The sequence below is a fragment of the Paenibacillus sp. plas6 genome, assembly GCF_057221655.1.
On the sequence record NZ_CM170151.1, the window covers coordinates 562970 to 578310 of the forward strand.

Sequence of the window (15341 nt, forward strand, 5' to 3'; positions counted from 1 at the left end):
ATTTTATATTTTCCAGAACTTTATTATAATATACATTATTTGTATAGTATTTCAAGTTCTCGTTCAAGAGGTGAATGATAATGAAATATTCTATTGCACAATTTATTACGCAAACCGAGCAAAATGAGGAGCAGAAGTCTTTTTTTGAACTTGAAACACCGCGCATGTTAGAAGTGAATTTAAATGGTCAAGTATGGGCAAAGACAGGTTCAATGATTGCTTACACTGGCAATGTCAAGTTTGAACGAGAAGGTTTATTAGAACAAGGACTAGGAACGTTGTTTAAAAAAGCTTTTACTGGAGAAGGCGCATCTTTGATGAAAGCTACGGGCAATGGAAGAGTTTATTTTGCAGACAAAGGTAAAAAAATAATTATTCTTAATCTGCAAAACGAAACAATTTATGTAAATGGTAATGATCTGTTAGCATTTGAACCTTCAATTAAACATGAAATTAAATTAATGCGCAAAATAGCCGGTATTATGGCAGGTGGCATTTTTAATATTCGTTGCTCAGGCTATGGGCTAATTGCCATTACAAGCCATTACGAGCCATTGACGCTTCGCGTTACTCCTGGCAACCCTGTGTTTACTGACCCTAATGCAACAATTGCTTGGTCTGGCAATCTTAATCCTGAATTTCATACTGATATATCTTTTAAAACCTTTATTGGCAGAGGAAGCGGCGAGTCAATTCAAATGCGCTTTGAAGGAAATGGTTTTGTCATTATACAGCCTTATGAGGAAGTTTATTTTCAACGTTCTGATGACTAGCTGTAATGTACATAATGGAGTGAAAAACCCACTCATACTAATTCACCATTTAATAGGATTTAGTGAGTGGGCTTTTTTACTTCCTTCTCATATATCATTAAGAGCATTGCCCTTATTACTTTCTAAGTTAATGAACTAATGAATTGGAACTCGTTCATCTCGACTATGTCTACACATTGGACAAGAACTGCAATATTGTGCTCGTTCTCCAAAAATGGCTTTCACGGTACGAATTACCTGATAATCATAGTGCTTCGCATGCACGATAATTTTTTGTGGGGAGGCAGAAATTAGCGAACTAATGACAATATCCTCAATATTAATTTCAGTTTCAAGCATCTCGGCAACAATTCGATCATGCTCATGCTTTAGCTCTAATGGCTTCATATGCTCATCACAAAGAATAAAACTGTTTCCATCCTGCTGCACAAGATGAACTAGCTCCGTTTTTGTCTCTTGCAGCTGAACAAAGTATTTGAGCAATGTCATAAATTCCTCATATTGCTGATCTAATGTATACTCATCAATTGCATATTCAATGACCTCGCGCAGTTCTTGCTTATAGTTATGCATGCGAAATTGAATAAAACCAGCAATATTTAAATAGTTGTACATTTCAAAATGCTGAACCAGCTCTTCAACGATTTTTGCTATTCTCCTTGCACGATCCTTTTCAGTAAACTTCTTACCTAACGGCTCCCACGGATCATTATTTAAAATATTGTAGCAATAGTAGGCAACTTTCTCCGGCACAAGCTTCGTTTGGCGACAGCGACTGCGAAGCAGCCAATGAATAATCTCATTCTCACAATGCTCAATAATAAACTTGCCTATTGCATAAGCAGCAGCCTCATATAGCGGAGCGGCATGTTCAATAAGCTGAAACTCCGGCAAGCAAGGATTAATAATAAGTTTATTTGCACTTTTTTGCTGTTCAATGATTATCGGAAATGTGTTTGCTTGCTTAATATCATGTGACTGACGATGTTGAATATGTATATCGTCATTTAATTTTTGCATGATATTAGAAATGATCGATTCTACATAGGCAAACTGACTTTCTGAAAAATGTAGCGTTAGTAAACTCATTTTCATCACTCCTTTCTCACCTAAAGTATATGGTCAGTGGACACAGTATATACAAAGCAGAGTTTGGCATACATGCTAAAATTATCGTTATCTTGTACGTTAAATCGCAATATATCGCCGGTATAGACAAAAAAAATAGCTGTAAGCTTTTCCTTTGCTTAAGAAAAAGCTTACAGCTACCGTATATAATGATAAAAATTAGCTTTATTCAAAACTAACTATTGGTTCGCTCCGTCCACTTCTTTTACGGCCGCAGCCAGTGCTTGATCTAAATCAGCAATTAGATCATCGACATGTTCAATTCCAACAGATATACGTAACAAGCGATCATCGACACCGATTGCTTGACGAATTTCTTCAGGAATATCAGCATGGGTTTGCACCGCTGGATAAGTCATCAACGATTCTACACCGCCAAGACTTTCAGCAAATGCAATAAGCTTAATTGAACGTAAAATAGGTTCAACATAACGTGCATCCTTTACTTTAAAGGAGAAAATCCCTGTGTTGCCAGATGCTTGAGAAGCTTGTATGTCATGACCTGGATGTTCAGGCAATGCTGGATAAAATACTTCAGCAACTGCAGGATGCTGCTGCAAATATTTCGCAATAGCCGTCGCATTACTTTGATGACGCTCCATGCGAAGAGCTAATGTTTTCATCCCGCGTGCAAGTAAAAATGAATCCTGTGGACCAAGCACTGCCCCCATTGAGTTATGCAGAAATGCGATCTGTTCAGACAGCTCTTTTCCTTTTGTAATAATTAACCCAGCTAGTACATCATTATGTCCGCCAAGATATTTTGTGGCACTATGGATAACAATATCTGCCCCAAGCTCAATTGGACGCTGGAAATATGGTGTTAGCAAAGTATTGTCTACAATCGTTAGCAAGCCATTGCTTTTAGCCCAACCCGCTACCTTTTTAATATCCGTAATCATCATAAGCGGATTAGTTGGCGTTTCAATTAGCAAAGCCTTCGTATTTGGTCTTAGGCTTGCTCCTAATTGATCTAGATCATTTGTATCAACATAAGTCGCTTCAACCCCAAAGCGCTTCATTACTCGCTCAAGCAAACGATACGTACCGCCGTATAGATCTAATGATACAATTAAATGATCGCCAGAGCTAAAATACGCAAATACCGTTTGCAATGCTGCCATACCAGTGCTACAGGCAAACGCTGCATCTCCACTTTCCAGCTCAGCTACTGCTTCCTCCAGCACTGAACGTGTAGGGCTTTTCGTACGAGCATAATCAAAGCCAGTGCTTTGCCCTAATCCAGGGTGACGAAATGCAGTTGCTTGATAGATTGGAAAACTAACCGCTCCCGTTACCGTATCTTTTTGCGAGCCAATTTGCGCTAAACGACTTTCTATTCTCATCCTTAGTTCTTCCTTTCTCCTCTTAGCTTTATAAGCTATATACCAGCACCCAACTCATAAGGCGTAATCTGATACACATAGTAATTCAACCAGTTTGAATATAATAAATTTGCATGTGCTCGCCATGTTGATATTGGCAGCATGTTCGGGTCATTATTTGGAAAATAATTTTTCGGAAGCTCAATCGGCAAGCCTCTTGCAACATCGCGATCATACTCCGCTTTTAATGTAGTAGCATCGTATTCGGAATGACCTGTCACAAAAATTTGCTTTCCACCCTTAGAAGCGATAATATAAACACCCGCTTCATCGGATTCTGACCAAATTTCTAAATCCTCTACTGCCTCAATATCGTTTTTGCGAACTTCAGTATGACGTGATTGCGGTACAAAAAACTGTTCATCAAACCCGCGCAGCAAAGGAATATTTCGCTGACTAATTTTATGCGGGAAAACTCCGAATAATTTTTTATCCAATTCATATTTAGGAATACCATAATGATGATATAAACCAGCTTGGGCAGCCCAACATATATGGAATGTAGAAGTGACGTGCGACTTGCTCCAATCCATAATTTGCTTTAATTCTTCCCAATAATTAACTTCTTCGAACGGCATCTGCTCAACAGGAGCTCCGGTAATAATCATGCCGTCAAAATATTGGGCTTCAATTTCATCAAAGGTATGATAGAAACTTGTCAAATGTTGTTGAGATGTATTTTTAGACACATGTGTTTTCGGATGCAATAGTACCGTTTCAACTTGAAGCGGTGTATTCCCAATTAAACGAAGCAATTGTGTCTCAGTAGTTTCTTTTGTTGGCATTAAATTTAGTATCACTATTCTCAAAGGACGAATATCCTGTCTATAAGCAACGCTTTCGTCCATGACGAATATATTTTCACTTGTTAAAATTTCTTTTGCAGGCAAGTTATCTGGAATTTTAATTGGCATTGCTTTTCACTCCCTATTTGTAGCATAAAAATCCGGTTTAAAGCATAAAAAAAGACCCTTCTGAAAGCTTGAAAAAGGTCTCTATATACAACCTTTCTCATCTCTCAGAAACCTAAGTTTCCGCAAGAATTAGCACCGTGCGTTTTATCCGCCGGTTGCCGGGCTTCACAGGGCTAGTCCCTCCGCCTGCTCTTGATAAGAAAGTGGATTATTTAGTTTTGGAGTCTCTATAGCATAACTTTATAGTATTTACTGCATTACGTCAAGATGATAACCTTTCTTTTCTAACTATAAAGTTGTTGCTAAATTAACTGTTGAATGATTCCAATGTATCAGAGTATACTAGACAAGTGTGTTAGCCCGTTCTTTACTAAACAAGGAATATGTTTAATTAAAATGAAAAGGAGTGTGGGATAATATGGGGGACGACCGACCGAGGACCAGAAAATTGAATATCGGGATGCGTCATAACGACTCCACTGATCAACTAAATGATTGGCTGCCCACAGCTTCTAATTTCATTTTTCTTGTGACGGCAGCTAGCTGTATCATTGGTGTTTATTCAAATGGTTAGTTATAAGTAACAATGGCCGCATCCTTTGGAAAAGGAAGGAGAAGCCGGATGAAAATAAGACATGTGAATCAAGGAAACTTTACACTAATTGAGAACATTGAACAAACAATCAATCCTCCAGAAGAAGGATTTTATTGGATTGATGCTGATTTGGACGATCTCGTTGTGCTTCAACCAATTTTTCATATGCATGATCTTGCGGTTGAAGACTGCTTGAATGAAGAAGAGCAGCGTCCAAAAATAGAAATTTATGAGGATCATTATTTTGTTGTTGTAAACAGTATTCGTTTTGATGATGAAGAGTTTTTTCTTCGCGCATTAAATATTTTTCTAGGGAAACATTTTATTATTACTGTAACAAAACAAAAAATTAACGAGCTTCGTTTATTAAAACCGATTCTTTGGGAGCATGAGGTTTCAAGCCCCGATCATTTCCTATATCATCTTATTGACTTAGTCATTGATAATTATTCTGTTGTCGGCGATCGCATAGAGCTTAGAATTGATGGGCTTGAAGAAGAAATTCTACTTCATACAAAAAAATCTCATTTAAATGAAATATTTGGATTACGCTCAGAAATTTTATGGTTAAAAAAGGTGCTAGGTCCGCAGCGTGATCTTGTTGCCCAATTAATGAAGAAAGATCTGAAGCTTATCGACGACCAACTTCAAAAATATTTTAGCGACGTATATGAAAATGCCGTCAAGATTTCAGAGTCATTCGATACGTATCGTGATCTGATGGGCAACTTACGAGAAGCTTACCAGTCTGCGGTGCAAAGTCGCGCAAATGAAATTATGCGCGTATTTACAGCAATTACAACGATTTTCATGCCACTTACCTTCATTACTGGTATTTATGGAATGAACTTTGACGTTTTACCTGGGACGCATTTCAAATATGGTGCCTCAATTGTGCTAGGCATTATGTTATTACTTGGAATCAGTATGTATTTTATTTTCCGGAAAAAAGAATGGCTTTAATTCAACTAAAAATAAACAGTGCAATGATTCAGAAATGATGTCTAGAGTTGTATCAGTCAAGTTGGCTGAAGCTTTGGACATCATTTTTTTAACAAGAAATTCCGTTGTCTTTTTAAAGTTATTTCAGTTTTCTTTGCTCTGCGGGCTTAAGTTCGCTATAATTAACAGTAGCTTCATCGGGCTATTTATTTCGAAAAGGAGGTTTGACGAAAATGAATATTAGTCAGCTAGAAACCTTACTCACAATTTCGAAAACGATGAGCTTTCGCAAAGCTGGCGAGCTGCTTAATCTTACACAACCCGCTGTTTCTGCTCAAATTAAGAGCTTAGAGGAAGAATTTAATACAATTCTTATTGATCGAAATCAACCGGTTACATTAACGGATCATGGTAAAGTATTTCTTGAACACGCAGAACGAATGCTCGCAATTGTAGAAGAACTAAAGCAAAAATTGTCTGACCTTAATGATAATCCGCAAGGTCATATTATTTTAGGTACTACTGCATCCATTGCAGTACAAATTTTACCGCGCGTTCTTTCGTACTTTCAAAACCAATATCCGCTAATTAAAACTACAATACATACAATGCCCTCCGTTCAAGTAATGAGCGCTGTAGACAACGGAACCGTTGATATCGGTATTACCTATTTGAGTGAAAAATCAGCAACCGTTAGCTCGTCAACACTTTACTACGATACATTTGAGCTCATTGCGGCTCCAGAAAATCCTTTGAGCCAATTCGATTTTCTTACGATTGATCAGCTTAATAATGTCCCGCTTATTATGCTTTCTCCTGATACACTTGGTCGACGCTTTGTTGAACAAATCTTTCGTGAGCACAACATCCAGCCCAATATCGTGATGGAGCTTTCTAGCAGTGAGGAAGTTAAACGTATGGTGGAGATCAATCTTGGCGCTGCAATTGTTTCCAAGTTATCCATTGAACATGAGCTAAAACTCGGTACAGTCAAGGTTATTCGAGTCGAAGAATTCCAAGTTTCTCATCCTGTAGGTGTTATTTATAAATCAGGTCGTTATTTGAACTCCGCAATGCAGCAATTTTTAAGTGATTTAAAAGGGATGCCTGAATATCAATTTATGAGTACGGAGTAAATTGGGCAAGTTAATAGATACGAATTGTTTTGTTACATGTAAAGGTAATAACTTATGCTTTAGAAGTACTTTTCATATGCAGAGGGCAAGTCATGGTGTTTACATGAAAAGTTTGAGGAGAGATTAAAATGACTATTTCAGGAAACCAAGCTGTAAAGTTTGACATGCATACTCATCACCAGCGTTGCGGACATGCTGATGGATCGATTGAAGATTATATTCAAGCAGCCATCGCCAATGGGTTTCATGCAATTGGAATCTCAGATCATACTCCTTATTTTGCTCATGAGCTTGATCAACCATTCCCAGGGATTGCAATGGCAAAAAGCCAGTTTGCTGAATATGTTCAAGAAGTGCTTGAGCTAAAGAAAAAGTATGAAGGAAAAATTGACGTTCTGCTTGGCATTGAATCAGATTTTTTCCCGCAGCATTTTTCCATTTATAAACAAGAGCTTCAGCAATACCCAATGGACTATATTATCGGATCCGTACATCAAGTTTCTGGCGTAAGTATTTTTAATAAAAAACGCTGGAATGGTTTAACCGATCGAGAAAAAATTGCAACAAAAGAGCTTTATTACGATTTAATTGCTCAATCTGCACGCACTGGTTTCTTTCAAATTTTAGGGCATATTGATGCAATGAAGGGATACTACCCTGAATTTTCCGATATTCCTGCGTTTGAAAAAATCGACGAGACATTAAAGGTTATCGCTGAACATAATGTTGCAATTGAAGTTAATACATCAGGCAGTACGAAAGATGCTGGCGGCTGGTACCCGTCACATGATATTTTAGAGCGTGCTCACCATTTCGGTGTAAAAATATCGTTTGGTTCGGATGCACATACCCCACGCCGTGTCGGCGAAGATTTTCAGCAAGTTGAGCAAACTTTGCGTGATATTGGTTTTAAAAGCTGGGTTTATTATAAAAATAAACAAGAAGTAGTTGTGCCATTGTAAATTCCTTCTTCTTGTTTTAGCTTCAAATAAGTGAAGCAGCGGTAGATTAGAGCTGAGCTCCTAAATCTGCCGCTTTTTGTTGTATGTGATAGAAAATACGATGACTTAGGAAGTGACTGCATGTGGTTAACTCTTTCAATAGCTAGTGCAATTATTTTCGGCAGTGCAGGCTGGTTTATGAAAATGTCGCAAATGAAAGGCGGATCTGTAAATGTTCTGCTCATTTGGCTTTATATCATTGGAACGCTTGGCTTCGCAGCTCATGCTATTATTGAAAACAGCTATACTCAGCTCGTATCACCCACGGTATGGCTAGCTGGCTTTATTATCGGGGTAGGCTCAGCGTTTGGTAATTATTTGTTTATGAAAGCATTGGAGCTTGGACCAGCAAGTCTTACCTCTCCGCTTTCCAATAGCAATATTGTGCTTGTTGTGCTGATGGGAACCTGGATTTATAACGAAAAATTAGGGATATTGCAAATTATAAGCATCATTCTGCTGCTTGTCGCTACGGTGTTGATCGCACAGAAAAAAGAGAATAAAGGGATTGTTTCAAACTCATGGTATGGGTTAATTGCGTTATCGGTAGTTATGTTTGCCTTGCGTAATGGCGGGTTAAAGGTTACTGCTGAATTAGGTTATGCGTCTGCACCAGTATTATTTATTGCTTATTTGTTGTCGATTGTATTTTTTATCATTCCGGTTCTAGGTGAAAAGAAAAACAGACAGGAGCTACGACATCATTCAGCAAACTGTATTGAGTCTCAAGGCATATCTAATAATTTAATTGAAATAAAGCAAAATAAAAATTTTAAACCGATAATCAAAAATAGCGCTAGCTCAATTGGCTTACGTTTCGGAATAATTAGTGGTTTATGTTCCTATGGCGGCTTGCAGCTCTACGCGGTTGCTCTGCAATTTGGACCTGCTAATCTCGTTGCTCCTATCTTTGCAACGAACGGACTGCTTGTCTCCTTGCTTTCGATCCTAATTTACAAAGAACGACTAAATAAATTGCAATCGATTGCCTTTATATGCTTGCTGCTTGGCTTAATATGTATTCGCATCACTATCTAATAACATTTATTCCCAGCCTATTTTTGCGCATACGGTTATGTTATGTACTTACTTATATTAAGTCAATATGGTACAATATAGGGAAGGAAGGTGGTACGGATGGACTATTCGATGATGTGTCCAAGATTTGAATCAGCAACAGATATTTTGGGTAAAAAATGGACAGGAAAAATTATTCATGTACTGCTTGGCGGTCCTAAACGATTTAAGGACATAAAAGAGCAAATTCCTGAGATGAGTGACAAAATGCTTACCGATCGAATGAAAGAACTGGAAGCTGTAGGAATTATTGCTCGTAACGTGTACCCAGAAATGCCTGTACGTATAGAATATGAGCTAACTGAAAAAGGGCTCGATCTTGAACCAGTGATTTGCTCTATTCAACAATGGGCTGAAAAATGGATAAATTAGTGAAATAGCGTGAGAAATAGGCGTTCAATGCCTAATTTTCACGCTATTACTTTGTGCTTCGCCAATTAGCTGGAAGTTTAATCGAAATTCCAGCTAGCTGCTTCGAATCAAAGCCCAGCAGTAGAACCCACCTCTATTTCAATGTTTGGTTCTACCTCTAATTTCAGAGTGGGAAAATTAGCGGAAGTGTTAACACTACCACCACCCCCAACAACACCTGTACGGGCAGACCTACCTTTACATAATCAATAAACTTATATTTTCCTGCTGACATGACAAGCGCGTTTGGCGGCGTCGAAAATGGTACAGCAAAGCACATGCTGGCTCCAATCGATACAGCAAATAAATACGGAATAGGATTGACGTCCATTGAGATTGCTGCAGCAAAAGCAATCGGTGCAAATAAGACAGCACACGCAGTATTGCTAATAAATAAGGTCATAAAGGAAGTCGCAAAATAAATACCTGCAAGCAAGGCAAGCGGACCATAGCCACCTATACTGTTCACTAATCCTTCCGATAACAATTCGGCTGCTCCAGTTTTTTCGATCGCAGTTGACATCGGAATCATTGCCCCAATTAACACGATACTTTCCCAGTTTACCGTTTTATAGGCTGCTTCCATATTCGGCAAACATCCTGTCACCACCATTAATATCGCTGCCACCATAACACATATAACCGCCGGTACAACATTAATAATCATCGCAATAATCATTAAAATCATAATCGCAGCAGCGAGCGGCGCTTTATGGCTAAACGGTATTTTTGCTGCTGCATCTGCTGGCTGCCCTACGACAACAACATCCTCATGCTCTAAAGCTAGTCTTGAAATATGCTTCCATTCCCCTTGAATTAGCAGTGCATCTCCTGCTTTAATCTTTTCTTCTTTTAAATCCTTTAACAAATACTTACCTTTACGTTGTATTCCTAAAATATTAACATGATAGCTTTCACGAAAGCCTGAGTACTTAACTAACTGATTAATATGCTTGGAATTCGAAGGGATTAATACTTCCGCTATACCAATTGTCGGAGTTGCTAAGCCTTCAAGTATTTCTCCTCCTTCTCGTTCCACCTGTTCCTCAGTTAGCAAAATTAACCCTTCTGCTTCACAGAAATGAGCAATATCATCATACTCTCCTGTTACGTACAATAAATCATTGCTGTTAACAGTAGTCTGCGGACCAGCTAGTTCAACATCCAAAGTTTTGAAAAAAGGATTTTTTTTCGACTGGCGTCTACGCACCTCATGAATATGTACATAATAATGATCTTCAATAGATAGTTCCTTCAATGTTTTATGAAGCATTGTAGATTGCTCTGAAACTTGCAAGCGATATAAATTATTTCCCAGGCTATATTGATTAGCTAAATCAGACAATGAGCGTTGTTTGCGACGTTTTCCGCTGCTTTGCTCATTTGCAGGCAGCATCCATTTACTAAATAAAGCGATAAGAATTGTCCCTGCAATCAAGCAAATTAAACCTGTTGGTGCAAAGGAAAAAAAACTTAACGGCTTATATCCACCTTTTTCCAATGTTTCACTAATAACCATATTAGGCGGTGTCCCAATTAAAGTAAGCATTCCGCCTAAACTGCTGGCAAAAGCAAGCGGCATTAATAGGCGACCTGAATGGACACCAGCACTTGCAGCTAAGCTGACGACAATTGGCAGCATTACCGCTACCGTGCCAGTATTACTAACAAATGCACCAATTAATGAGGCAGATATCATCACAGTGAGCAGCAAGCGAGTTTCGTGATTTCCTGAGAATTGCAGCAACTTACCACTGACAATTTTAGAAAGTCCAGTTTGAAAGATTGCTCCGCCAACAACAAATAGTCCAATCATCATAATAACGACAGAACTTGAAAAACCTGCTAATGCTTCATTCGTATCAATCACTCCGAAAATAACAAGTAAGCTTAGTGCACAAATAGCAACGAGATCGGAGCGTATTTTTCCACTAACAAATAAAACTGATGCAATAACTAATATAGCTAGAGTTAGTATCATTTCGACATTCATATTATGCAGTTCCTCCTAATTTTGCTGCTCAAACTGCTTATTGCTCGCTAATTGTGGCATAATTGTCCTATCTATTATGTATTGTAAATAAGCATATTAGACTTGTAGATGATATTTGTCACTTATATCCCTTTTACTATACGATCAACTATACGAGACAAAATAAAAAACGTCTCTTAATAATAACAGACTAAAAATTCAAATCTGTTTCATTAAGAGACGGAATTGGTTATTTCAAATTATAAACCTGATGTAGCTTCTAAGCTAATTGTATCGCCCGCTTTACCTTCCGTTTCAAACAGAATAATCTCATTTTTTCCTGCTTGTAGTAATGGTCCTGGAATATACAGTCGTTTTTGTGGTCCTGCTTCCCAGAAACGGCCAAGATTAAAGCCATTAATAAATGCGACACCTTTCCCCCAGCCAGTAAAGTCGAGGAAAGTATCTCCTGCCTCATCTACTTCCAACTCGAACCGATAAAATGCAGGTACTCCTGACATGTAACCTCTTGTAAAATCAAGCTTTTCTAAATTAGTTAGCGGCAAACGATAGTGCTCCCAGCCACTTTGGAAAGCACCGTTTACAATGACGCCGCCTTTAATCCCTTTATGCTGGTTATTCATCTTCACCGAGTAATTAACTCTGCCCATATTCTCTACTAAAATCGAAAGCTGATTTTCTGGAGCATTAAGTTCGAACTGCTCTTTCAGCTCCATATCCAAATCATACTTTGTAAACTTATGCTCTCCGTTAATGTAAACATGAGCTCGATCTGTAACTTGAATTAAACGGAAGTCTTCAATATTTCTCGCTTTTCCTAGTTGAGATTGATATAGCACATAACCAAAAGGTTGATCAAGCGCCTCCATCGTTAATGGATAAGGCGAATAAACTGGTGTAGCTAACAAATCCAGCACTTCAAACAAGGCGACCTTATCTTTTACTGCCAATTTCCCGTATTCTTTTTGCTTAATGTCTGTCGTATATTGAACCTTCGGCAGCTCTATAAAACGTCCGATAACCTCTTGGAAAGCTTTATACTTTTCTGTAATCTGTCCGCTTTCAGAAAGCAGTGCATCGTAGTCATAGGAAGTCGTATCTGGAGCGAGCTTCTCATAATAGTTCGCACCATTGGAAAAGCCGAAATTCGTACCTCCGTGGAACATATAAATATTTACACTGCCCTCTTCGAGGATATGCTCCAGCTCCATTGCTGCACTAGCAACATCTGTTGTATGATGCTCCTCATCTCCCCAAGCATCAAACCAGCCAATCCAAAATTCCATAACCATTAATGGCTTCGTCTCACCGTGGAACGCTTTTAAGCGCTTAAAGTGCTGCTTAATATTTGAGCCGCAATTAATAGTTGGCAGGGCTATATCTGGAATTGAACCGTTATCCAACATATCATGCCACGGACCGTCAGAAGTAACAAATGGAACGACCGCACCATGTTTGCGCATTAAGTCTGCAAGTGAGCGCATATATGATAAATCATTAGCATATCCGCCATATTCGTTTTCGACTTGCATCATAATGATTGGGCCGCCGTAGTTGATTTGAAGATCGACGAACTCTTTAAATAAACGTTCAAAATAACGATCAATTTTATCGAGAAATGGTTGATAGCTAAATCTTACTTTCATATTCGGGTCCTTTAACAGCCAATAAGGCAGCCCGCCAAACTCCCATTCCGCACAAATATAAGGCGACGGTCTTAATATGACATAAAGCCCTAACTGTGCTGCAGTTTCGATAAATTTACGAAGATTGTAAATACCCTCGAAGTTATACTGACCCTCATATAATTCATGCATATTCCAAGGTACATAGGTTTCAACGGTATTACAGCCTAGAGCCTTTAACTTTTCTAAGCGGTCCTGCCAATATTCAGGAACTACTCGAAAATAATGAATGGCTCCAGAAATAATTTTAATTGGCTCATCATTTAAATAAAACTGATCTGCGATCTTAAACTCCATCCCTTGCTTTCCCATGCTGCATCCTCCAATCGAATTTTAACCAACAATACCGGATTGTTCGAAGTTTTGTACAATTTTCTTTTGTACAGCAAAATAAATAATAAGCAGCGGCAATAGATAAATAAATGCTGCAGCCTGCTTCACTGCATCGAAAGCAAAAACATTTGCTCCTGGTATACTGTACCATGTTTGAAGCGCATATAAAATGTTATTTACATTATTCGAAGCAAAAGTTTGTGTTAGCTTAATACTTAAATAAGGGCCATCTGGATGAAAAAAGCCAGTATAATACGTATCACCGTAGTTCCAAACAAATGATAAAATACCAACTGTCATAATTGCAGGAATCGCATTCGGCAAACAAATGCTAAAATACGTCCGATAGAACCCGCTACCATCAATTAATGAAGCCTCTTCCAGCTCTTTTGGCAGCCCCTTGAAAAACTGTGTAAACATAAATACAAACATACTTTGCTTTACACCAAAACCAAAGACAGCAAGTAAAATTAACGTAATTGGTTTATTTATAAGATCAATACTATCGCCTGTCATTAAATTAATAATGCCTAAAATATCAAAGTCCTTAAAGTTCAAATATTGGGATATTAACAGCGATTGCGGAGGCACAACAAATGTAAGAATGACAAGAAACAAAATAATGTTTCTCCCCCAAAATTGCACCCTGCCAAGCGAATAACCTGCTAGCGCACAAACAAAGATTTGAATAACTGCAATTAAAGCCGCATATAAGATAGATTGCAAAATCGGCATGCCATTACCGAAAACAAGCCGAATCGCTGCTTTAAAGCTTACCAACGAAAACTCGATCGGCACCCATATCACATCTGGATTACCGAGATCCTCCATATCGTTCAGGACCGTTGGTACTAATTTTAATAACGGATATAGAATAGCAAAACCAAGACCAACAACGAGCGAAATAAACGCATACCAATAAATAATTTTCCCTATCTTTTGCTTTACTGCATATAACGTGATAGGTATATGCGTTTTACTTTTTTTAGGTTTATTCGCATTAGTATTCGGATTAGCTGGCGTTACTTCAGTTGGAGTCATGCGGCTTCACCACCTTGTTAATTACTAGCATTAAAACTAAAAGGTCGATCAGAACGTTAACAAGATAAACGACAGAGAGCGCTGAACCAGTACCAATATTGTTACGATTAAAGGCAAAACGATAAATTTCTGTAGAAATGGATGATTTCAAAAACATATCTACAAAAGTATAAATCATTGCAAACATCGTAATATTGGCTAACAGCGGCAATGTAATTTTCCAAAAAACCTCATATGCGTTTGCGCCCTCAATTTTTGCTACTTCATATAACGAGGTGTTAATTGATTGTAAGCCAGCTAGAAAAATTAGCGTTTGAACCCCTGTTTGCGAAATTAACATAAAAACCCCATTAATAAGATCAGAAATAAATAATGTTACATCACGCGGTAAAAATGTATATTCTCGCAAAAAATCTAAAATAAAACCATTGTCAAACGTTTCCGTAATCGTGGCATCGGCCACGTCACCGCCAGTCGTAACGAGCGTTAAATCAACGACAACCTTCAAGCCTAATACTATTGGCAAGAAAAAGATAACTCTGGCAAGTCCCCGTCCTTTAAAGTTTGCATTAACTAAGATCGCGCAAAATAAGCTAAATAGCACAATAACAGGAGTATTAATAAAAATATCAATATTCTCATCGGTAAAAATTCTTAAAAACTGCGTACTTTGGCTAGATACTTCAGTAGTGAACAATTCAACAAAGTTTTGCAAGCCAACATATTGCAGACTCATTCCTCCAGAATCAGCAACACCGACTTTATGGAAGGAATATTTGATTGTGCTAATTAACGGCTTTACAAAAAAGATAATAAAGCCAACTAACCAAGGAAGCACAAAGATGATACCGTTGATTTTGCGCATATTCGTATGAGAGATATGAAGTTTTCTCGCCTTATGTGCGGTATCTTCCATTTTCTAACCTC

The 15341-nt window shown here is 38.1% G+C and carries 13 protein-coding genes and 1 riboswitch; of the genes, 6 read left to right on the top strand and 7 right to left on the bottom strand.

Annotated elements, in window-relative coordinates; all coding sequences use genetic code 11:
- The first annotated feature begins 74 nt into the window (after window positions 1–74).
- Window positions 75–773 carry an AIM24 family protein gene (locus tag AC2TDL_RS02655; RefSeq protein ID WP_484698586.1) on the top strand — a complete coding sequence of 233 codons (699 nt, stop codon included), beginning with the start codon at window positions 75–77 and terminating at the stop codon, window positions 771–773.
- Between the two features lie 135 nt (window positions 774–908).
- Here AC2TDL_RS02655 and ytxC read toward each other — a convergent pair whose 3' ends face one another.
- The 3 genes from ytxC to metA all read right to left on the bottom strand — a co-directional run bounded on the left by ytxC (window position 909) and on the right by metA (window position 4200).
- Entirely contained in the window at window positions 909–1862 is a 954-nt protein-coding gene (gene ytxC, locus AC2TDL_RS02660) for a sporulation protein YtxC (RefSeq protein WP_484698587.1), read from the bottom strand.
- Window positions 1863–2080: 218 nt separating this feature from the next.
- A complete protein-coding gene (locus AC2TDL_RS02665; RefSeq protein WP_484698588.1) occupies window positions 2081–3247 on the bottom strand; it encodes a PLP-dependent transferase in 1167 nt (388 codons plus the stop codon).
- A 35-nt stretch (window positions 3248–3282) separates the two neighbouring features.
- Window positions 3283–4200 (bottom strand): homoserine O-acetyltransferase MetA, encoded by a 918-nt coding sequence (gene metA, locus AC2TDL_RS02670; RefSeq protein ID WP_484698589.1) that lies wholly within the window; start codon window positions 4198–4200, stop codon window positions 3283–3285.
- Window positions 4201–4294: 94 nt separating this feature from the next.
- A riboswitch (SAM riboswitch) is annotated at window positions 4295–4402 on the bottom strand.
- A gap of 420 nt (window positions 4403–4822) precedes the next feature.
- Between metA and corA the strand changes: the two genes are divergently transcribed.
- The 5 genes from corA to AC2TDL_RS02695 all read left to right on the top strand — a co-directional run bounded on the left by corA (window position 4823) and on the right by AC2TDL_RS02695 (window position 9323).
- Complete coding sequence (gene corA / locus AC2TDL_RS02675; protein WP_484698590.1) at window positions 4823–5758, top strand: magnesium/cobalt transporter CorA; 936 nt, start codon at window positions 4823–4825, stop codon at window positions 5756–5758.
- A 212-nt stretch (window positions 5759–5970) separates the two neighbouring features.
- The gene (locus tag AC2TDL_RS02680) at window positions 5971–6873 is read left to right on the top strand and encodes a LysR family transcriptional regulator (RefSeq protein WP_484698591.1); all 903 of its coding nucleotides are present in this window, start codon (window positions 5971–5973) and stop codon (window positions 6871–6873) included.
- A 128-nt stretch (window positions 6874–7001) separates the two neighbouring features.
- A complete protein-coding gene (locus AC2TDL_RS02685; RefSeq protein WP_484698593.1) occupies window positions 7002–7835 on the top strand; it encodes a histidinol-phosphatase in 834 nt (277 codons plus the stop codon).
- Window positions 7836–7955: 120 nt separating this feature from the next.
- A complete protein-coding gene (locus AC2TDL_RS02690; protein WP_484698594.1) occupies window positions 7956–8912 on the top strand; it encodes an EamA family transporter in 957 nt (318 codons plus the stop codon).
- Window positions 8913–9011: 99 nt separating this feature from the next.
- Window positions 9012–9323: a winged helix-turn-helix transcriptional regulator gene (locus AC2TDL_RS02695; protein ID WP_484698595.1), complete on the top strand. Its 312-nt coding sequence runs from the start codon at window positions 9012–9014 to the stop codon at window positions 9321–9323.
- 163 nt (window positions 9324–9486) lie between these two features.
- On the opposite strand, the gene AC2TDL_RS02700 is transcribed toward AC2TDL_RS02695, so the two are convergent.
- The 4 genes from AC2TDL_RS02700 to AC2TDL_RS02715 form a co-directional block, all read right to left on the bottom strand.
- Window positions 9487–11355, bottom strand: coding sequence for an SLC13 family permease (locus AC2TDL_RS02700; protein ID WP_484698596.1), 1869 nt, complete (start codon window positions 11353–11355; stop codon window positions 9487–9489).
- Window positions 11356–11594: 239 nt separating this feature from the next.
- On the bottom strand, window positions 11595–13352 hold the full coding sequence (locus AC2TDL_RS02705) for a glycoside hydrolase family 35 protein (RefSeq protein ID WP_484698597.1): 1758 nt from the start codon (window positions 13350–13352) through the stop codon (window positions 11595–11597).
- Between the two features lie 21 nt (window positions 13353–13373).
- Complete coding sequence (locus AC2TDL_RS02710) at window positions 13374–14414, bottom strand: carbohydrate ABC transporter permease (protein WP_484698598.1); 1041 nt, start codon at window positions 14412–14414, stop codon at window positions 13374–13376.
- Window positions 14401–15330, bottom strand: a complete 930-nt coding sequence (locus AC2TDL_RS02715) for a carbohydrate ABC transporter permease (RefSeq protein WP_484698600.1) — start codon at window positions 15328–15330, stop codon at window positions 14401–14403. The genes AC2TDL_RS02710 and AC2TDL_RS02715 overlap by 14 nt, the downstream gene beginning before the upstream one ends.
- Window positions 15331–15341: the final 11 nt, after the last annotated feature.